Below are 20,160 nucleotides of genomic sequence, written 5' to 3'. Positions count from 1 at the left end.
GCCCGGTCCGAAAGGTGCGATCACCGGAGACCAGGCGCTCGACAGACACACCCGAAACAGCGCGACAAAGGCGGTTTTGCCCGCGGAACCGACGGCGCTACGCCGTGTGGTTCGGATCGCCGGTCCCGGCGGTGAGCGCGGACGCGAGCGCTCCCCGGACGCCGACCTCGTCGCCCAGTGTCGTCAACTGGATGTCGGGGATGTTCGCCATGACCATGTCGTCGAGGCGGTCGCGGATCGGGTCCAGGACCAGTTCCGGGTTGTTGAGCGCGACGGCTCCGCCGACGTAGACGACGATCGGCGCGTACGAGTGAACGATGTTGGCGACGCCGATCGTGTTCCAGTGGTTGACCTGGTCGAGGACGTGGGCGGCGAACTCGTCCTCGCCGGCGTACTCGAACACGTCCGCGGCGGTAAAGCCCTCTTGATCGATCGGGAGTGCCGTCTCGACCGGGTCCTCACGGTGGAGTCGGGTCGCGTACCGCGGGATGTTCTCGCCCGAGCAGTATGCCTCCCAGTGGCCGTCGTGTCCACAGCCACAGGTCATGAAGCCGGTGGGGTCGATCGTCAGGTGGCCGACCTCGCCGGCGTTGCCGTCCCAGCCCGAGAGGATGTTGCCGTCGACGGCGACGCCCGCACCGATCCCCGAGGAGATCGTGAGATACACCATGTCGTCGGGGTTGCGGTCGGAGTAGTAGCGTTCGCCGATGACGCCCGCGATGGCGTCGTTGTGGAGATACACCCGGTCGCTCCCGATGAGGTTCTCGACCGGGCCGGTCAGGGGGATCCGGTCGATGGTGTCGGGGAGGTTCGCGGGATTGGTGACAACACCTTCGGCCAGGTCCATCGGGCCGAAGGAACCGATACCGGCCGCGACGATGTCGGTGGGGACGATGCCGGCAGCATCAGAGGCCTCGCGCAGCGCTTCGAGCACCGCCTCCGTGACGGCGATGCCGCTCGGACCGCGCGGGGTCTTGAGCTTGTGTGACGCGATCTTCGATCCGGTCTCGTCGCCGATCAACGCCCGGATGTGTGTCGCACCGAGGTCGACCCCAGCGTATGCGCCCATGCTGGTGGGAACGTCGCCCTTCCGATACTTAACTACACAGATTCTACGCGCTCAGGACCGCCGGTCCGCGATGTCCTCACGGTCGACGGGCTGTTCGTAGACGACCCCCCGCTCGGCGTCGAGCGTGACCGTCGAGCCGTCCTCGACGCTGTCGGGGAGGGTCGCGTCCGCGATCATCGGGATGTCGAGTTCGCGTGCGACGATTGCCGCGTAACTCGTCATCCCCGGGTTCCCGTCGACGATCCCGCCGATCCGTTCCGTCTCGCCGACGAACTCGCCCTCGAAGTCGTTCGGGACACAGACGATCGCGCCGTCTGGCATGTGTTCGATGTTCCCGTCGTCGGTCCGGTAGACTCGCCCGGTCGTGACGCCGTCGACGACGGACCGGCCGCTCGCGACGGTCTCGGCGGCGACGTGGACCTTCAGCATGTTGGCCGTGTTGAGCCCCTCTAGCTCCGTCATCATCCCTGAGAGGACGACGACGGTGTCCCCGCCCTCGGCGGCGTTCGTGTCCAGCGCCGCCTGGGCCGCACTCTGGATGATCGCGTCCGCGCCCTCGGTCGTGTACTCCGTGAGGACTGGCGTGATCCCCCACGAGAGCGCGAGCCTGCGTTTGACACGCTCGTTGGGGGTCGACGCGACGATCGGGATCGACGGCCGATACTTCGCCGATTTCAGGGCCGTGTATCCGGATTCGGAGGCGGCGACGACCGCCGACGCACCGATGTCCCGGGCGAGGAAGCGCGCCGAGCGCGCCAGTGCGTCGGTCCGCGTCTCGCCGGCCGCCGGGACACGCTGTTCCCGGGACTCGGCGTACTCCTCGCTCGCTTCGACATCACAGACGATGCGGTCCATCGTTTCGACGACGCGCCTCGGGTGGTCGCCGATGGCCGTCTCGCCCGAGAGCATCACTGCGTCGGTGCCGTCCAGTACGGCGTTTGCCACGTCGGAGGCCTCCGCACGGGTCGGCCGCCGCGAGTGGATCATCGAGTCGAGCATCTCCGTCGCGGTGATGACCGGGACGCCCGCCTGGTGGCACTTCCGGATGATCCGTTTCTGGATGATCGGGACATCTTCGAGGGGGCATTCGACGCCGAGGTCGCCCCGGGCGACCATCACGCCGTAGGCGGCGTCGATGATCGAATCGAGGTTCTCGACTGCGCCGGCCCGCTCGATCTTGGCGATGATCGGGATGTCGACGCCACGGTCCTCCAGCGCACGGTTGATCTCGTAGATGTCCTCGCCGGTGCGCACGAACGACGCGGCCACGAAGTCGGGTTCCTTCTCCGCGGCCACGTCCAGTTCCCGCTCGTCGTTCTCCGTGATCGTCGGCAGGCCCAGCTCGACACCCGGGACGTTGACCCCTTTCCGGGCACCGAGCTTGCCGCCGCTCTCGACGGAGGCGGTGACAGTGTCGCCCTCGATGCGCTCGACGGTCGTCTCGATGCGACCGTCGTCGAGCAACACCCTGTCGCCGGGTTCGACGGCCGTGATCGACTTCGAGAGCCCGACACGCTGGGGTGTCGCGTCGTCGTCGACGACGAACTCGACGGTCGATCCCGTTGTCAACTCGATCGGCTCGCTGATCGGTGCGGTCCGGACCTCCGGGCCCGGCATGTCGAGCATCGCCGCGATCGGCGTGTCGACGCGACTGTCGGCCGCACGGATCCGGTCGATCATCTCCCGACGGTGCTCCGCGGAGCCGTGGCTGGCGTTCAGGCGGGCGACTGACATCCCCGCTCGTGCGAGCGAGGCGATCTGGTCGGTCGACTCGCTCGCCGGTCCCAGCGTACAGACGATCTTCGCACTACGCATCAGCGTGAGCCTCCGTCTCAGCTACAGCACGCAGACATCGGACGGTCATAGCGGAGGTTACCGCGGCCGGGGATAAGAAGGTTGTCGGATGCGCGAAACTCACCGACGGGGCCGACGATCACCGGCTGATCTCCGCGGTCTCGCCCTGGATGAGCTCCCGGATCTCGCCGGGGGAGACGACCGCGATGTCGCCGGGGACGGACCGCTTCAACGCGGCGGTCGCGGCCCCCCACTCCAGGCCGTCCGCGACCGACCCGTTCGTGAGGTACTGCGAGAGGAAGCCACCGACGAAGGAGTCCCCGGAGCCGACCGGGTGCGCGTCGCTCGCCTCGAAGGGGTCCTGGGCGAACTGTTCGTCGGCGGTGGCGGCGACGACGCCCTCCGCGCCCCGGGTGACGACAGTCACGTCGAAGTCGTAGTCGTCGGTCAGCGACGCGGCGACTTCGGTGGCGTCTCCCGCCCGTTCGAGCACCTGTTCGGCGTCGCGATGGGCGACGACCAACACGTCTATGTCGGGGAACAACTCGGTGACGACGGCCTTGGCCTCGCTCGGACTCCAGAGCTTCGAACGGTAGTTCATGTCGAAACACGTCGTCGTCCCGGCGTCGTTCGCCCGCGAGAGCAGGTCCGCGGTGGTCGCTTCGAGCGTCTCAGAGAGGGCCGGAGTGATCCCGGACGTGTGGACGGCGCCGGCGTCTTCGACGAGTCCCTCGGGGACTTCCTCCGTTCGGAGTGTCGTCACACTCGCGTCCGCACGGTCGTAGATGACCTCGTTGCCCCGCGGGACATCGCCCTGTTCCAGATAGTAGGTCCCCTGGCGCCCGTCTTCGTCGTCCCAGCAGACCTCGATCGCGACATCGTGGCGGCGAAGCTCTCCGGTGACGCGGCGTCCGACCGGCGAGTCCGGAAGCTTCGAGAGCCACGCCGCGTCGAGACCGAGCCGTTGTGCCGCGACAGCGACGTTCGATTCCGCGCCCGCGACGTGGACATCGTACTGGTCTGCCGTCTCCAGTCGCTCCTGGTCGGGGGGCGATAGCCTGAGCATCGTCTCGCCGAACGTTACGAGATCTGTCATACCGCACAGTGGAACTGGGGTGGGTATAAATCCCGGAGAAACACTGAGACGGCCACCCGCCGTCAGATACCGCCCGGTAGGCCCCGGTTACCGCCGGGTAGTCACTGTTTACGTTCGTCCACTGATCGCCCGATACGCTCCAAAAGCTTTTGTACTCGAATATATCACACAAACCTATGGGACGTAGGTCAGTGCGCCGTGAGTCCGGTGTCTCACGTCGGTCGATTCTCAGAACCGCGGGGGCAGCCGGTGTCGTTGGTCTGGCCGGTTGTGGCGGTGGTGGTAACGGCACCCCAACCGGCGAGCAGATCGGTAACTACCCCGTAACCGGCGACACCGTCACGTTCGGATTCAACGTCGCACAGTCCGGGCCGTTCTCGACCGCGGGGGAGGAGGAACTCCGCGGCCACGAACTCGCCGTCAAACACATCAACAACGGCGGTGGCTGGGTCGGACAGAGTATCTTCAGCAGTCTCAGCGGTGACGGACTCCTGGGAAAGACCGTCGACTTCGTCGTCGGTGACACCGAGAGCGATCCCGAATCCGCCCGCCTCTCGGCGGAGTCGATGGTCAACAACCAGGACGTGATCATGCTCTCTGGGGGGTCGACGAGCGATACGGCCCTGGAACACCAACGGGTCGCCGGTGACGCCGAAGTCGTCTACATGGCGACGATGTCACAGATCGACAGCCTCACCGGCCAGAACTGCAACCGGTTCACGTTCCGGGAGATGTTCAACTCCACGATGACGACGCGGGCGCTGACGCCGGTCCTCCTCGACGAGTACGGCGAGGACACGGAGTTCTTCCAGATCTACTCCCAGGACGACTGGGGGAACGCACAGCGGCAACTGTTCGCCGAGACGCTCAGGGAGGCGGGCTGGCGGTTCACCGGGAGTCTGGTCGCACAGGTGGGGACGCGTGATTTCTCCCAGTACGTCCCGGACATCGAGAACGCCTCGGAGGACGTACTGATCCTCAACCTCCGCGGTCTGGACGCGGCGAACGCCCTCCGGACCTTCCGTGAGGCGTTCCCCGACGAGAACATCGTCGTCCCGCTGTACACCCGCGCCGTCGCACAGACCGCCGGCGGAGCTATCGAGAACGTGCTCGGGACGGCGGCCTGGGACCCGTCGATCGATACGCCGCTGTCGAACACGTTCCGGTCAGCGTTCGCCGAGGAGTACCAGGGCGGCACCGCGTCGTCGAGTTCGTCGGTCCCGTCGGGGCCGGCCCACGTCGCCTACACACAGACGCTGTTGTACGCGAGCGCGGTCGCCCGGGCTGGCACGTTCAACCCGAACCGAGTCATCAGTACGCTTGAGGGGGCTCAGTACGGTGCCGGTGTCGGCGCACAGACGATGCGGGAGTGTGATCACCAGTCGATCCGGCCGGTTCCGATCGTCCGTGGACGGCCCGAGAGCCAGCAGGACTTCGGCCGGTACTTCGATCTGGTCAAGACGACACGCGACGTGGAGTATTCGTGTCAGGAAGAGCCGGCGAGCAATTGCTCGCTGGGAGGTAGTTAACAATGAGTTCGCAGGAACAACCACAGTCAGGCGGCACAGCTTCTGAAGACGGACCGAGTGCAGGGCTCCTCGGGACGGTCGTCCCGGATTTCATCCGGAAGAATTTCGCGCTCAAGTTCAGCATCGTTCTCGTCGTCATGGCGCTCTCTGTCGGCGCCGTCGGCATCTTCGCGACCCAGGAGATCCAGAACTACACCCAGACGCAGGTGACAGACGAGTACGAGGGGCTCGCAGCACAGGAGAGCGACATCATCCAGCGCTGGGTCGAGCGCAACGAACTGTCGGCGCAGTTCATCTCCTCGAGTAACGTCTGGACCTCCGACGACACGGCGGAACTGGAGACGGAACTCCAGAATCAGCGGGCGGGACTCTCCGCCGATGTCGAACACATCCACGTCCTCGAACGGAGCCCAGCCGGAACGACGATCATCGCGAGCACCGCCCTCAGCGCCGGGACGAGCGTCCAGGACGCGGGCCGTGCCTGGACCGACGAGACCACGTTCAGCCGGGCCGGCGAGGTGCAGATGTCGAGCGTCTACCAGTCCCAAGACGGCCCGGTCGTCGGGTTCATGAGCCAGGTCGACGCCTCGCAGAACCGGTTTATCGTCATCGAGTACTCGACCGACAGGATCGCCGGCTCGTTGCAGGGTGCCGACCGGGCCGACGGCGGATTCACGCAGGTCGTCAACGCGTCGAACGTCGTCATGATCGACGAGCTCAGCGGGTCCGAGACCGGCAGCGGGCAGGCGACACTCACGACCTACGGGAACAGCGAACAGGTCCTCCAGCCGATCCAGGCGGCCGAATCACTGCGTGGGTCGACGCAGTCGGCCGGCGTCATCCGGTCGATGGCCGGGAACAGTAACGTCATCTCCGAGCAGTACACGGTCGGCTTCGCGCCGATCGAGGGGACCGACTGGATCGTCCTCGTCCACGCCCCGTACTCGGCGGTCTTCGGTTTCGTCGAGAACGTCCGTCTCTACGGGTTCATCGGGACCGGACTCATGGTGCTGGTCATCGGTGGTGTCGGCGCCGCGCTCGGGTACAACACCGCCACCTCCATCGACCGCCTGACTCGCAAGACCGAGGAGATGCGCCAGGGCAACCTGGATGTCGATATCGCAACCAGCCGGATCGACAACATCGGCGAACTGTACAACGGCTTCGCGGAGATGCGTGACGCCCTGCAACAACAGATCGCCGAGGCCGAGAGCGCCCGCAAGGAGGCGGAAGTCTCCCGAGCCGAGGCCATGGAGATGAACAACTACCTCCAGGAGAAAGCCGAGGAGTTCTCCGACGTGATGGAGGCCGCAGCCGGTGGCAACCTCACGAAGCGCATGGAGACCGACGGCGAGAACGAGTCCATGGACCGCATCGCGAGCGAGTTCAACGGCATGATCAACGAACTCGAGAAGACCGTCGGCCAGCTCAACAGCTTCGCCGGGGAAGTCGCGGAGTCCGGTGACGTTGTGCTGACCAGTTCCGAGTCCGTGCGTGAAGCCTCCGAGCAGGTGGCCGAGTCGATCCAGAAGGTCTCCGACGACGCCTACGACCAGAAAGAACGGCTCCGGGACCTCTCGGAGGACCTAGACGAACTGGTCACCTCGCTCGAACAGCTCCAGGCGTCGAATCCGGATGTCGACATCCAGGACTCGCTCGATCAGTTCCGCACCGTCGCGACGACGCTCCAGGACGCCGCCGACACCAGTCAGGAGATGATGGCGGAATCCGAAACCGTCGCGGGCGCGGCCGAGGAACAGGCCGCCGAACTCAACGAGGTCTCCTCGCGGGCCGAACAGCTGAAACGCTACGCCCAGCCGCTCGGGGACATCCTCGGTCGCTTCGAGACGGAAGCCGAACACGAGTTCGTCTTCTCCGGTGGCCCGTCGCAGGGACTCGCCGAGAACGACGACAACAACTGAGACCGCTGGGCCGACGAGCGCGGTTTCGCCGTCGGCCGGCCCGATCGACCACGACCGCGGCGAGCCGATCCGTGCCGCGGTCGTGAGCGGGTCACCGATCTCTGGCGGGCGGGTCCCAGTCGTCGAGGAGTTTGTCGACGAGGTCGGTGAGTGAATCGGCCTCGATGGCCGGCGAAACCGGGAGCTCGGCACCCTCGTTGTGTGGTCGGGTGACGAACGCTGCGTCGAGCCCGGCACGGGTCGCCGCGAGCACGTCCGTCCCGCGGTCGCCGACGTAGATGCCGCCGCTGCCGTCGAGGGCGTCCATCGCGTCGAGCAGATAGTGGGGGTCGGGCTTGCGCCGGTAGAACCCGGTGACGCCGGTCGCCCGACCGCGGACGTGGTCGAACACGTCGATCCCGTAACGGTCGACGACGAACCGAACCACATCGTCGTAGTTGTTGCTGACGACACCGAGAGGGTATTGGTCCGCGAGATCGGTCAGGACCTCCACGTCGTCGTACGGCGTGCGACTCCCCGCGTCGAGGCTGTCGATCGCACGCTGTGTGCTGTAGCGCTCTCGACGTTCGTAGAGCGCGACGGGATCGACGCCGAGTCGCCGACAGCCCAGCGCGAAGTCGGTGTCGTACTCGTGGCCCGACAGCAGCGCGCGGATGTCCGGGTCGACATCGAGCCCGCGCTCGGCGAGGGCGTCGTCGAGCGCCCGTTCGTGGACGGCGTCGTCGGTCCCGCGGCCTTCGAGGAAGACACCGTCCATGTCGAACAACACTACGGGCCGGTCAGTCTTCGCGGCGCCGTTCTCTCCGGCCTCGGTGGCCGGGCGCTGATCGGACGGATTCACCGGACCAGCCCCCGAGTGTACGCCGACAGGCTCTCGGTGACGACGACGACACCGAGGATGACGAGCAGCACCATCGCCACGGACTGCCAGGCGAAGGCGTTGACCGCCCGGAACAGCTGGACGCCGATCCCGCCAGCACCCACGAAGCCAAGCACCGTCGAGTCCCGGATGTTGATGTCCCACCGGTAGATCGAGAGGCCGACGAGCGCGGGTTTGACCTGCGGGAGCACGCCGTACAGGAGTATCTGTGTGGGGGAGGCCCCGGACGCTCGGATGGCCTCGACCTGGCCGAAGTCGATCTCCTCGATCTCTTCGCCCAGCAGTTTCCCCAGAAAGCCCACCGACCGGAAGGCGATGGCGACGGCGCCAGCCAGCGGACCCGACCCGAAGACAACGACGAAAAACAGCGCCCAGATGATGGTGTTGACGGACCGGCTCACCGTCACGATCAGCTTCCCGAGCCAGAACGTCGCGGCGTTGGGCGTCGTGTTCTCGGCGGCGATCAGTGCCACGGGCAGCGACAACACGAGCGCACCGACGGTCCCCAGTGCGGCGATGTGGATCGTCTCGATCAGCGGCCCGACGATCTCGGTCGTGTAGGCCACGTCCGGTGGATACATCCGGGTGAGGAGGTCGCCGATCTCCCGGGGGATCGTCTCCGGTCTGGTGACGCTGATATCCATGAACTCCCAGGAGCCGAGCACGACCACCGCCGCGACGAGGACGGCGACGAACCGGCCGAGCCGACGGCGGCGGTCGAACCGCTCCCAGCGGTAGTCGTCGGTCGCCATCACTGGTACCTCCGTCGGACGACCGCGCTGACGCCTTCCGCGACCAAGACGACCGCGACGATCGCCAGCAGGATGGCTGTGACGTACTGGTAGTCGTAGCGGTTGAAGGCGGTCAACAGGACCGACCCGATCCCGCCCGCGCCGACGATGCCGATGATCGTCGAGGTGCGGATGTTGATGTCCCACCGGTACACCGAGAGGCCGGCGAACCGTGGGATGATCTGTGGGACGACGCCGTACAGCAGCGTCTGGATCGGCGACGCACCGGCGGCTCGAACCGCGTCGACCGAGCCCATGTCGATGTCTTCGAGGTCCTCGGCGAGCAGTTTCGAGAAGAAGCCGACCGTCTTGAACGTGATCGTGATGATCCCCGCCAGCGGGCCAAAGCCGATTGCCTTGACGGCGATGATCGCGATGATGATCGCGTTGAACGCCCGCGAGATCGAGATGAATCCCCGGTTGAGTGCGTAGAGCGGCTTCGGCGAGAGGTTCTCGGCAGCCATGAACGCGATAGGGATGCTCAGTACGATCCCGGTGACCGTCGAGACCATCGCCATCGCGACGCTTTCGAGCATCTTCTCGAAGATGCGAGTCGCCTGCCGAGGGGTCGCCGTCGGTGGGAAGAAATCACCCAACAACGAGGTCAGGCTCCCCAATCCCTGTGCGATGCGGGCGGGGTCGGCACCGACACCCCACCCGGACCACAGGAAGAACCCGACGATCCCGGCGTAGACGGCCCATTTGATCTCCCGACGCCGGAAGACGGTCGGGCGCTCCCAGGTCCGTTCGCCGGTCGCCACGTCAGGTCTCCCCCGCGAGCGGACGGTCGGTGTCCGTGGGGCTCTCGCGGTTTTGGGCCGCACCGTCGACCCCCTCGGAGTCGGTGTTGTCGGGGACTTCGGCGCCGCGGTAGACACGGTCGAGTCCCTGGTCGTCGAGTTCGTCGGGGGTCCCTTCGAAGACGAGTTCCCCGCCGTGGAGGCCGACGATGCGGTCGGCGTGCTCCATCGCCAGGTCGACCTCGTGAATGTTGATCAACACGGGAACATCCTGTTCGGCGGCGATGTCGGTCAACAGCCGCATCACCGTCTCGGAGGTCTCCGGGTCGAGGCTGGACGTGGGCTCGTCGACCAGTAGGATCTTCGGTTGCTGGATCACGGCCCGTGCGATCCCGACCCGCTGGCGCTGGCCGCCGGAGAGTTCGTCGACGCGTTTGTTCTCCATGTCGCCCAGACCGACCCGTTCGAGGATCTCGTAGGCACGCTCGATGTCGTCGGCCGGGAACGACCGGCGGAACGCGTCCCAGGCCGAGACGTACCCCAGCCGGCCGGTGAGGACGTTCTCCATGACGGTCAGGCGCTCGACGAGGTTGTACTCCTGGAAGATCATCCCGATGTCCCGCCGGGCCGACCGTAACGCGTCGTCGTCGAGTCCGGTCAACGACTTCCCGTCGAGACTGACCGTGCCGCCGCTGGGCTCGGTCAGCCGGTTGATACACCGGATGAACGTGCTCTTACCGGCCCCGCTCGGGCCGATCATGGCGACGGTTTCGCTACCCCTGACGGACGCGGTGACGCCTTTGAGTGCCTCGTCGCCGGTCGGGTAGGTCTTCTGCAGGTCGGTGACTTCCAACATCTATGAGCCGAGTGCGCTCTCGGTGTACTCGACGCCGTTGTACCGCTGGATGATCATGATGTCTTTGAACACCGTGCTGTAGTCGATCGGAACGAACTGGTCGTAGCCGGTCCGCTCCTGGTAATCGGTCCCCGCGAAGTCGGATTCGAGATACGCCCGCTCGATGCCGCGCTGGATCTCGGGCTTGAGGTTGTACCGGTACGCAACGGGGCCGTTCGGGAACGGGGCCGACGCCCAGACGACTTTGAAGTCGTCGAAGCTCAGGTCGCTCTGGGCCTCGACGGTGTCGACGAAACAGGTCGAACAGATCGGCCCGGCGTCGTAGTCACCGGCCGCGATGCCCCGCGTCGTGTTCCCGTGACCACCCGAGAAGTTCACCGTGTAGTCCTCCTCGGCGGTCACGTCGAAGTACTGGTCGAACAGCGCCGAGGGGGCCTGGTGCCCGGAGTTCGACGCCGGCTCGGAGTGGCCCACCTTCACGCCGTCGCGCGAGAAGTCGGTGACGCTCTGGATGTCGTCGGCGTCGGCGCGCGTGGTCGCGAACAGTCGGTACCCGAACAGTTCGTCGGGCGTGAGCCCCGCCGCGAACGGCACTGCCCCGGCGAGATTGACGGCGAACGCCGTCGTCCCGGTCGAGAAGTTGGCGATATGAGCCCGCTCGGATCGCATCGCCTCGACGGACGCCGCGTAGCTGTTGACCTTGCTGAACTCGACCGGTTTGCCCGTTTCCTCCTCGATACGGTCGAAGACGGCCTGGAAGTCCTCCTCGAACCGGCCCTGAACGTCCTCGCTCGGGCTCTCGGTGAACACCAGCGTGTCCGGGTCGAGCTGTTCGCTCTCGCTGTCGGGAGTCTCCTGAACCGGACTCCCGTGAGGGACCTCCTCGACTTCCCGGTTTCGCATGTTCTCCAGGTCGACCGTCGACCCGCGCTGGTAGTCCGCGTCCACCAGCGCCGAAGACAGGTAGTTGTTCTCCTCCCAGGCCGGGCTCGCCGGATCGAAACTACTCGATTCGGCCAGCATCGAATCGCCCGACGACCCGCCGGACCCACCGGACCCACCGGACCCACCGGAACCGCTCGACCCCTCTGACGCGCCGCCGCCGGAACAGCCGGCCAGTCCAGCCGTCAGGGCGGCCGCCGATCCTTTCAAAAATACACGTCGCCGCGTGGTGTCTTTGTCAGACATCATTGGAACCCGAGGAGTATCGCTACATGAACCTATCGTAATTTTTATATATACGTGGATGTACCTGCGCGTTCGGATCGGTAACGGCAGTACCGCTACAGGGATATCAACGGTTCTCACTCCCGATCAGTTCTCTCTGTAGGACTATTTATACACATTCCGATAGGAACTTTCCTTCGCGACCCTGTCACCGGATATGCGCCTCGTTTCCTGTGTCGACTGGGCCCGGAATCCCGTCTACACCGGGCCGAATCGTTGCTGGCCGTGTACCACCGTCAACGTCGTACTCGTCGCCGTCTGCGCCATCACCGTGGCGACGGTTGCACCAGTCGCTGGGGGCATGGTAGCTGGCCTCGGTATCGCCGCCGTCTGGCTTTGGGGGTACGCCGTACCGGGGACACCGACCTTGACCCGTCGGTATCTCCCCACGCGGGTCCTGGCCCGGTTCGGGAAAGTTCCCGGAGCGACGCCCGCGCCGACGGGCGACCCGACCGAACAGTTGTCCGCGCTGGGCGTACTCCGAGACGACGAGCCCCGACTGACGCCTGCGTTCCGTGAGACGTGGACCGACACGGCTGCCGCTCTCGTGGAGAGCGATCGAGCGATGCGACAGGCTGCCGGTGAAGCCCTCGCCGTTCCGCCGGGTGACGTGAGCGTCGACGCGAACGGGGGTGTCGAACTCACCGTCGCCGGCGACTGGGTCGGTCAGTGGCCGTCGGAGACGGCGCTGGTCGCCGACCTGGCGACCGAACTGACGCTGTCCGACACTGGGTGGTCGAGTATCGACCGGACCGTACGGGCAGACCTTGCAGCGCGTATCCGGGGGTTGGCCGAGCGCTGTCCCGTCTGTGAGGGTCCGACCCGCGTCTCCGAAGACACTGTCGAGTCCTGTTGTGGCTCGGCGGACGTGATCGCGGTCACCTGTCCGGACTGCACGGCCCGACTCGTGGAGTTCGATCCCGCGCCTGCCGCGTTCGCTCCCGGCAAGTAGCCCGACTCGACAGAACCGGTCGGGAGTGAGGTGTTCTGCCGGTGACAGAGCCTGGGTACGGACGCGTCCATTACGAGCGCAGTCCTCACGAACTTTCTCCTGGGCGTGTGGTCTGCGGTTCGAGTAGCGTTACTCGTTTCCGCCGAACTCGTGTGGTCGTCGCTCGCCAATTTCGTATAGCGCTATATGATTTACGCGTACCGGTGGCGACACGACTACCGGCACATATATTGACAATTATAAACCATATCTAAGTGAGGAGGACAATCCTAGACGGTCACGACTCGAACGTGTAGCTCATGAGGAATTTGAGCAGGAGGATCGATCCCAGGATGCTGACCAGCATCACGACGAGAACGATAGCGATCATGAGTAGCCGGACGGCTCCCGGATCAGCCATCCGGATCACCGGGTCGTTGTTCGCCTGCCGCCGGACGTTTCGTTGACATACGAGTGTGTTCGCCACGAACTACCTAATGGATTCCGTCATCTCGCGACAGGGATCGGATATCCCGGGGGAATCACCAGTGGACTGGCCACCCCGAGCCTCAGGACGTTCCATCCCGCTGAACCCAACTGATCGCTGGCCAGTCTCGCTCGGTAACGGCTCCGGAGAGAGCGACCACCGAGACGATGGCGGTGTATTCGACGAGGCCGACGACGAGGTGGAGTTCGGACGGGAGACTCACGGTCACCAGAAACGGTGGCTGGTTCATCGTCGCGTGGAACAGCGCGACCAGCCAGAGGTTTCCCGTCATCGCGTAGACGAGCCCGTAGGCGAGTCCCATGAGCGCCAGCCCGAACAGCCGGACGGCCAGCGCGGTACCGACGCCGTGTCCCGACGCGAGCCACCTCGGGAGATGAAAGAGAGCGAATAGGACCGCCACAACCACGACGGCAGCGGCGACCGTTCGTCGGGTTTCCGAACCCGCCAGTGCGACGATCTTCTGCTGGAGGTACGCCCGGAAGAACAGCTCCTCCGGAATCGCGGTAAACAGGATCGAACTGACCAGCGCGGCGAGATACGCGAGCGGGTGACCAGCGGCGCTCGGCCACGTCGCCTCGAACCCGGGAACACCACTCAGCGCGAGGCCGTACGCGACCAGGTTGTACGCCCCCCAGAACGCCAGGAGAACCGTCGTCACGGGGACGAGCGTTCGGGCGGCCGGGAGGACCGAGCGCGCCGAGCCGCCCTCGATACCGAACGCACCGATCGCGAGAACGACGAGGAGAGCGCCCCAGGCCATCCCCACAACCGGTGACGGTGAGCCGCCCCGGGTTACGAACAGTAGTCCGGAGAGGACGGCTATCACGGCGAGGTACGCGGCGGCGGGGACTGTCGTCCCGCCCGAGAACGTCGGTCGATCCGTGTCAGTACGCCACATCCGCCGAGTCCTCCCACGCTGGCTGCTCGACGTGTCGATTCCAGAACGAAGCGTCGAGGTACGCCTCGTCGATACCGGTGGTCCCCGATAGCCGGGCGAGCCGCCCGACGGTCGCCCAGAGGAGCCGCTGGACCGAGACCGGGACCGCCGTCATCGTGGTCTCGGTAGACAGATCCGCAGCGATCAGGAGCGACTGCACCGGCCCTGGCCCAGCGAAGGTCCCGTCTCCGTCGGTGCCACGCTCGTGGGCCAGTCCCCACGCTGTGTAGAGCCCTTTCACCGTCCGCATCGACGGGAGTTCGGCCTCGAACGCGACAGGTCCGGCAGTATCGTTGCGGAATGTGTGCGCCACTCCAGCGTCGACGGTGAGCGATTCTCCGGGGTCGAGGCGGACCGGGTCGCCGTCGCGGACGACGGTGAGTCGCCCATCGAGCGCCGTGAACGTCTCTGTCTTCGGGTGATAGTGTGCGGGTGGCGCGGGGGAGTCCGACGACACCCACTGGACCAGAACTGGGCGATCAGTCTCCCCCGACTCCGGCCGCTCCAGCAGCGTCGCCCACGTCTCACTCACCGGGTCGGACACGAGGGGGTGAGACGACTGCCGCAGGCGAGCACTCGCAGCACTCTCGGGGTCCAGTTCGAGTGACGGCCCGTCGACGGGGGCACCATCCACGAGCGGACGACCGGTCAGTACAGTTCTCTCGTCGCTACGCTGTCCCTGCGTCCCGGACTGCGTCTCCGATTCCATCGCTGTCCTGTGTTACGGTCGGTCGTGGGATGGGGATTCTGTGAGGTATGCATGTGGGGTTTTTCACGCTTCGTTCGATAGGCAGACTGTGAAGCACCTCCAGGTCACCGTTCAGGTCGACGACGACCACGCACCGGAATTTTTCGAGCTACTGGCCGACTCGCCGGCCGTCACCGAAGCCCGTCTGGTCGACTGGAGTATGACGGCTGGGGACCAGTCGACGCTCCTGTACACCATCGATGGTGACCCGACGACGTTCGCCGAGCGAGCGACCGACACCGAGGGGATCGACTCGGTCGAACTGTCCGAGACGACGCAGGGGCGGACCTACGTGTTGGTCGTCATGCGGCCGAGGGAGACGCCGCTGTTCGCCGCTATCCAGCGCGCGAGCACACAGCCGGGACTCATCGTCCGCAAACCGATCGTCTACCGGGACGGGACCATGTCCGCCCGCGTGGTCGGCGACGCTTCGCCACTCCAGCGAGCCCTGGATGCGGCCCCCGACGGTGTCGAGGTACGGATCGACGAAATCGGTCGGCTACAATGGCACGCCGACGATCCGGTGGTCGGACTGAGCGACAGGCAACGTGAGGCAGTCACAGTTGCCCTCGAACTCGGGTACTACAACCAGCCTCGCGGAGCGACTCACGAGGACGTAGCTGCCGAACTCGGTTGTGCACCGCCGACAGCGAGCGATCATCTCCAGAAGGCCGAGGCGAATATCGTCCGCGCGGTGATGGACGAGTTCGGGATCGACGCGTAAGTTCTCCGTGCCGGACCGTCCTTTCGCCGGTGAGAGACGAGGACGGCAGTCCTCGACAGCCCGAACGTATAGCGATATGAGATATACGAGTCGTGTACTGTTCAGAACAACGGTCCTGCGAACGAATCACACACTGTGGCCCCGCCCGTACACCGAGGCAATCGAACGAGACGAACGGCGAATACTTCCACTGCTGCCAGTCACGCCTCGTGTGAATCTTCCCGAGATGGAGTTTTTCGCGCCTTTCGAGAAGCCACCGGGGCCGAACAGACCGGGAAGGACCGGGTTACGAAACATGAACTCGCACGGGGGCTTGCCCTGTTGTACCAGAACGCCGACAGAAACCCGTATATTTGTGAACGTGACCTATAGGCCCGACACGACTCCGTTGAACTGTGAGTCTGACACCACGCGAGCGACGAAATTCAGGACGAGATTCCCAAATAAGTGTCTTTATCGGTGTGTCTGGGGATACTTTGATGTGGGTCGCGGCGGATGCGTTTCACATGGCAGACGAAGGTGGCGGCGAGCGAGCAGCTGTGCGAACGTACGTCCCGGAGTACCAGAAACAGCACTGGCAGGACCACGCTGACGAACTCGGGATGAGTCAGAGCGAGTTCGTCCGGACGATGGTCCAGGCGGGCCGCACGGGGTTCGAGCCTGCCGACCATGCAGCGTCGGACAACGACTCGACGGCCCCTCGCGAGCAGCCCGGTTCTCCCGACGCTACCCCTGGGGTCAAGGGGGTGAAAAACCGGCTGCAGGAGGTTCTCGACGACGGTGACTTCCACGACTGGGACGACCTGCTCACGGAGCTGACAGACAGTATCGAGGACCAACTCGAAGACGCGCTCCAGGAGCTTCAGGCCGAGGGCGTCGTGACCTACAGCGGCCGCCACGGCGGCTACGTGATCGACGAATGAGCTCCGACCACACCGGGTCGGCCGCCGTCGACGGGAGCGACGATCCGATCGGGTACTTTCTCGAAGACATCACGTTCCACGGGAAGAGCACGCGGACGCGTGCGTTCTACGAACGGGTGCTTCGGGACTTCGAGGCGTCTCTCGACGACGTATCGATCGTCGATGCGTCACACAGGGATTGCCTGGCATACGTCCACGGGCTTCGGACGGATCTCAGCGAGAGCACCGTGGCGACGTACGCCTCGTACCTCCACCGATTCTTCGACTACATGACGCAGGTCGGTGTGTTCGACGCGAACCCGATGGCGCTGGTCATGGAGGAGATGGACGAATCGATCAACACGGACCCGACACGACGGGAAATCGAGGTCCCGTCGATGCGCTCGTTCGTCGCGGACATAGGTCATCCGCTCGACCGCGTTGTCGTCGTGACGTTACTCAAGACCGGTATGCGTGCCGGCGAGCTATGTAATCTGGATCTCCGGGATCTACACCTCGACTCACCGGGACCGCGCCCAGCCGTTCCGGTCAGGGCAGCCCTCGAAGGGCGGCCGGACTCGCTGTACGTCGCGTCAGCGCCGGCCCGGGGGTCGGTGAGCAACGGGGAAGAGCGGACCGCGTCGAACAAGCGAAAACGCGATACGACGATCCCGATCGACGGCGAACTCGCCTCCGTGTTACGCCACTGGCTCGCGATCCGCCCGGACACGCGTTCGGATGCGGACCCACTGTTCGTCTCGACAGCGGACAGCTGGGGGAAGCGACTTACTCCCGACATGGTCCACCACATCGTCGAGACACACGCACGGGAGCGGGGCTGGTACGAATCCGGCGGCGGTGCCGAAGTGAACGTGACACCACACTACTTCCGACACTTCTTCACGACACACCTCCGTGACCGGACCGGCGACAGAGGGATCGTGAAGTATCTCCGCGGCGACGTGGCTCAGGATGTCATCGACACCTACACACACGAGTGGGGGTCGCGTGTCCGTGATGTCTATCGAGAACACATCTATTCGGTCGTTTGATATTTTTCTGCCACTCGCCGTGACCGATGTCGAACTGATAAACTATATCTCGCTATACCTATTCGATGGCTGCGTCCGGCCAGATCGGCGACGTTCTCGCCCTCGGTTCACCCCGGGTGCTCGGGCTCCCGTTCGCGCAGTGCCCGCACGTCTGGGCGAAGGGTTGAAACCGGAGACAGCGGTATCGACCGACGATGGTCTCACGGGCCGAGATCGAACGCCTCCGGACGGAAGCAGACACGATCATGACCCGTATCCAGCGGGTGAGCGAGGCTCTCGAACAGGCTCGTCACGAGTCGGGCGACCACTGGACGGACGGCGAACTTACACTCACCCTGGAGACGCCCCAGGGGGAGGCGATCGAGGTGGCGCTGGACTTAGATGCCGACGCCGCCGAGAACGCACAGACCCGATACGAACGGGCGAAAGACCTGGAAGCCGATTTCGAGCGCCAACAGTCCGTCGTGGGACAGCTCGCGCCGATGCCGGCCGACCCGGTCGCGTATCTCGTCTGTTACCACCTCGATACTGTCGAGGGTAACTACCCCCGGTCGATGGCCGGTCACCTCGACGCCGAGCGAAAACAGGTCGAGTCGCTCTGTGCGGAACTGGAGACGGCCGGACTGCTCGAACGTATCGAATCGGGAACGGTCAAGCAACGGCGCGTGAAAGCCAAGAAGGCCGACGAAGTGCGCCAACACCACACGTACTACAGACTCTCACGGGAGGGCGACCACCTCCTTCGGTTCCTCGGCGAGCGCGAGGGGAAACGAAACGTCTTGCGACACCTCCCGGACGGCCGGACGATCGCGCGGCGACTCGCCCGCGGCGGGCCGGACTATCCCCGGATGACCGCCGAAGAACTGGAACTGGAGTTCGAATACGTCCGCCACCTCTACCGGGCGTTACACCGGGTCGGCCTCGTCACCGTCTACGAGGGGAGCACGATCAAGGGGACCGAGCGAAAGCTCAAACCGAAAGCCGAGACCCACCGGAAACACACCTACTACGTCACGACCGACACGGCCGAGGAACTCCTGCGGGACCTCGAGGAGTGACTCACTCGGGAGTCGGATCGCCTGCGGTGGTGTCGTCCGTCTCGGGGGCAGGCTGGATCTCCGTCGATTCGGGTTCCTCGACCGACTCGTCGTGCTCGAAATCCATCGCCGGGTCGACGGCGTAGGGCTTGACCGTCGAGCCGTTGACCAGTTCTGGGAGCACGAACCGGGCGAAGTGGACCACCAGAACCAGGAACATCGGTGCCAGGAAGATCCCGTACCATCCGAACAGGAACGGCCCGAAGATGTACGCGAACATCAGCGTGCCCGTGTGCAACGCAGGCTGTGGGGTACCGACCGATTCGGCCGCACTGGACCCGAACGGTCCGAACGAGACCGAACCACCACTGGAGACGTAGGGCCGGACGAGCAGGTCGGGGATGGTGTCGACGACGAGGAAAGCGGTCGCGAAGAACAGGATCACGAACCACCACTCCTGTCCGTTGAACGCCGTCTGTGCGGCGAGATAGCCACTGATCGGGATGTAGACGATCTTCATGCCGATGATCGGGATGAGGCTCGCAGCGCCCGCCAGCAGTCCGGTCAACGCCGGGTACGGCACGCCCAGTCCAGTCGGTGCGACGATGTCGACGAGGCTGAACGTGATCGCACCGATCGCCCCCGTGACGATCGCGTTCAGGATGTTCCCGTAGAACACCCGATGGAAACTCCGGTCGACCTCGTGGAAGTAGCGGTCGAGGACGCCGTGGTGGTCGATCAGGTTCTTTCCCCACTCGGCCAGTCGGGGGCCGTCCCGGAGCATGTAGAACGCGAACGCGAACATGACGAAGGCGTGGACGAGGCCGGTCCCGACCAACCCCAGAAAGTCAAGGAGCTGCGTGAGCGTCGAGACGACGGCGTCCGTCCCCCCGGCGCCGCTGAGCAGCGACTGTGGGTTCTGGACCACGGTCGAGACATCGACGTAGGGATCGAGAACGTTCTCGTAGGGACCCAGATCCACGTTTCTGCTGAACCGCTGGAACTCCTGCAGCGAGATCGCGATGGTGTAGTACAGCAGTATCAACACCGGGAGGGCAAGCAGGAACAACGAGAGCATCGCCGCCACCGTCCGCTGGCGGACGTGTCTGTACACCCGTCGGAACAGCGGCCGTGTCGCGTAGTAGAGGAACACCCCGAACACGAACGTCCCGATAAACGAGTAGACGACGAAGAGGAGGGCGGCCGTCAACACCACGCCGAAACCGATCCAGAAGGCGCGTGGCCAGTCAACGTCCACGTCGTACGAGGCCATACTGCGGGTTCCACACCGGCGACCAAAAAGCTGTCCCGGCAATAATCAGTCGACGGGGAGGGAGTTGCCTCGATCGGGCGCTACGTGTGGAGTCCGGTATCGAAAGCGGGGACGCTGGCGCACTATGCCACAACCAGCTGCCCC

The 20,160-nt window shown here is 65.0% G+C and carries 19 protein-coding genes; 7 read left to right on the top strand and 12 right to left on the bottom strand.

What is annotated here, in order from left to right:
• Positions 1-97 precede the first annotated feature (97 nt).
• The 3 genes from P1L40_RS00820 to kdgK1 all read right to left on the bottom strand — a co-directional run bounded on the left by P1L40_RS00820 (position 98) and on the right by kdgK1 (position 3,959).
• The gene (locus tag P1L40_RS00820; RefSeq protein ID WP_284009403.1) at positions 98-1,069 is read right to left on the bottom strand and encodes an ROK family protein; all 972 of its coding nucleotides are present in this window, start codon (positions 1,067-1,069) and stop codon (positions 98-100) included.
• A 51-nt stretch (positions 1,070-1,120) separates the two neighbouring features.
• Positions 1,121-2,884, bottom strand: coding sequence for a pyruvate kinase (gene pyk, locus P1L40_RS00815; RefSeq protein ID WP_284009402.1), 1,764 nt, complete (start codon positions 2,882-2,884; stop codon positions 1,121-1,123).
• Positions 2,885-3,002: 118 nt separating this feature from the next.
• Entirely contained in the window at positions 3,003-3,959 is a 957-nt protein-coding gene (kdgK1, locus tag P1L40_RS00810) for a bifunctional 2-dehydro-3-deoxygluconokinase/2-dehydro-3-deoxygalactonokinase (RefSeq protein WP_284009400.1), read from the bottom strand.
• Positions 3,960-4,135: 176 nt separating this feature from the next.
• Here kdgK1 and P1L40_RS00805 point away from each other — a divergent pair, with 176 nt between their 5' ends.
• Together P1L40_RS00805 and P1L40_RS00800 are read left to right on the top strand one after the other, a co-directional pair.
• The gene (locus P1L40_RS00805; protein ID WP_284009398.1) at positions 4,136-5,488 is read left to right on the top strand and encodes an ABC transporter substrate-binding protein; all 1,353 of its coding nucleotides are present in this window, start codon (positions 4,136-4,138) and stop codon (positions 5,486-5,488) included.
• Positions 5,489-5,490: 2 nt separating this feature from the next.
• A complete protein-coding gene (locus P1L40_RS00800) occupies positions 5,491-7,410 on the top strand; it encodes a PDC sensor domain-containing protein (protein ID WP_284009396.1) in 1,920 nt (639 codons plus the stop codon).
• Between the two features lie 91 nt (positions 7,411-7,501).
• On the opposite strand, the gene P1L40_RS00795 is transcribed toward P1L40_RS00800, so the two are convergent.
• From P1L40_RS00795 to phnD, 5 genes are read right to left on the bottom strand one after another with little or no spacing between them, the layout of a single operon-like run.
• Entirely contained in the window at positions 7,502-8,251 is a 750-nt protein-coding gene (locus P1L40_RS00795) for an HAD family hydrolase (protein WP_284009394.1), read from the bottom strand.
• Positions 8,248-9,042 (bottom strand): phosphonate ABC transporter, permease protein PhnE, encoded by a 795-nt coding sequence (gene phnE / locus P1L40_RS00790; protein WP_284009393.1) that lies wholly within the window; start codon positions 9,040-9,042, stop codon positions 8,248-8,250. Before phnE (P1L40_RS00790) ends, P1L40_RS00795 begins: the two co-directional genes overlap by 4 nt.
• Positions 9,042-9,842 carry a phosphonate ABC transporter, permease protein PhnE gene (gene phnE / locus P1L40_RS00785; RefSeq protein ID WP_284009391.1) on the bottom strand — a complete coding sequence of 267 codons (801 nt, stop codon included), beginning with the start codon at positions 9,840-9,842 and terminating at the stop codon, positions 9,042-9,044. Before phnE (P1L40_RS00785) ends, phnE (P1L40_RS00790) begins: the two co-directional genes overlap by 1 nt.
• A gap of 1 nt (position 9,843) precedes the next feature.
• Positions 9,844-10,677, bottom strand: a complete 834-nt coding sequence (phnC, locus tag P1L40_RS00780; protein WP_284009389.1) for a phosphonate ABC transporter ATP-binding protein — start codon at positions 10,675-10,677, stop codon at positions 9,844-9,846.
• On the bottom strand, positions 10,678-11,700 hold the full coding sequence (gene phnD, locus P1L40_RS00775; protein ID WP_419181205.1) for a phosphate/phosphite/phosphonate ABC transporter substrate-binding protein: 1,023 nt from the start codon (positions 11,698-11,700) through the stop codon (positions 10,678-10,680). It abuts the gene before it with no gap.
• A 361-nt stretch (positions 11,701-12,061) separates the two neighbouring features.
• On the opposite strand from phnD, the gene P1L40_RS00770 reads away from it, so the two are divergent.
• A complete protein-coding gene (locus P1L40_RS00770) occupies positions 12,062-12,856 on the top strand; it encodes a DUF8054 domain-containing protein (RefSeq protein ID WP_473092371.1) in 795 nt (264 codons plus the stop codon).
• 277 nt (positions 12,857-13,133) lie between these two features.
• Here P1L40_RS00770 and P1L40_RS00765 read toward each other — a convergent pair whose 3' ends face one another.
• The 3 genes from P1L40_RS00765 to P1L40_RS00755 form a co-directional block, all read right to left on the bottom strand.
• The gene (locus P1L40_RS00765) at positions 13,134-13,256 is read right to left on the bottom strand and encodes a hypothetical protein (RefSeq protein ID WP_284009384.1); all 123 of its coding nucleotides are present in this window, start codon (positions 13,254-13,256) and stop codon (positions 13,134-13,136) included.
• Between the two features lie 148 nt (positions 13,257-13,404).
• Complete coding sequence (locus P1L40_RS00760) at positions 13,405-14,241, bottom strand: CPBP family glutamic-type intramembrane protease (RefSeq protein WP_284009383.1); 837 nt, start codon at positions 14,239-14,241, stop codon at positions 13,405-13,407.
• Positions 14,228-14,914, bottom strand: a complete 687-nt coding sequence (locus P1L40_RS00755) for a cupin domain-containing protein (protein ID WP_284009382.1) — start codon at positions 14,912-14,914, stop codon at positions 14,228-14,230. Before P1L40_RS00755 ends, P1L40_RS00760 begins: the two co-directional genes overlap by 14 nt.
• 163 nt (positions 14,915-15,077) lie before the next feature.
• Here P1L40_RS00755 and P1L40_RS00750 point away from each other — a divergent pair, with 163 nt between their 5' ends.
• The 4 genes from P1L40_RS00750 (at position 15,078) to P1L40_RS00735 (ending at position 18,764) form a co-directional block, all read left to right on the top strand.
• A complete protein-coding gene (locus P1L40_RS00750; protein ID WP_284009381.1) occupies positions 15,078-15,752 on the top strand; it encodes a helix-turn-helix domain-containing protein in 675 nt (224 codons plus the stop codon).
• Positions 15,753-16,258: 506 nt separating this feature from the next.
• Entirely contained in the window at positions 16,259-16,675 is a 417-nt protein-coding gene (locus P1L40_RS00745) for a DUF5805 domain-containing protein (RefSeq protein WP_284009380.1), read from the top strand.
• A complete protein-coding gene (locus P1L40_RS00740; protein WP_284009379.1) occupies positions 16,672-17,706 on the top strand; it encodes a tyrosine-type recombinase/integrase in 1,035 nt (344 codons plus the stop codon). The genes P1L40_RS00745 and P1L40_RS00740 overlap by 4 nt, the downstream gene beginning before the upstream one ends.
• A gap of 194 nt (positions 17,707-17,900) precedes the next feature.
• Positions 17,901-18,764, top strand: coding sequence for a DUF2250 domain-containing protein (locus P1L40_RS00735; protein WP_284009378.1), 864 nt, complete (start codon positions 17,901-17,903; stop codon positions 18,762-18,764).
• A gap of 1 nt (position 18,765) precedes the next feature.
• Here the strand turns inward: P1L40_RS00735 and P1L40_RS00730 are convergent, their stop codons facing one another.
• On the bottom strand, positions 18,766-20,016 hold the full coding sequence (locus P1L40_RS00730; protein ID WP_284009377.1) for an AI-2E family transporter: 1,251 nt from the start codon (positions 20,014-20,016) through the stop codon (positions 18,766-18,768).
• Positions 20,017-20,160: the final 144 nt, after the last annotated feature.

Origin of the sequence: Haloarcula pelagica, assembly GCF_030127105.1 — an archaeon.
Lineage (GTDB): Archaea > Halobacteriota > Halobacteria > Halobacteriales > Haloarculaceae > Haloarcula > Haloarcula pelagica.
Note: the sequence above shows the minus strand (reverse complement) of the source record. Positions and strands in the feature narration are given on the sequence as shown.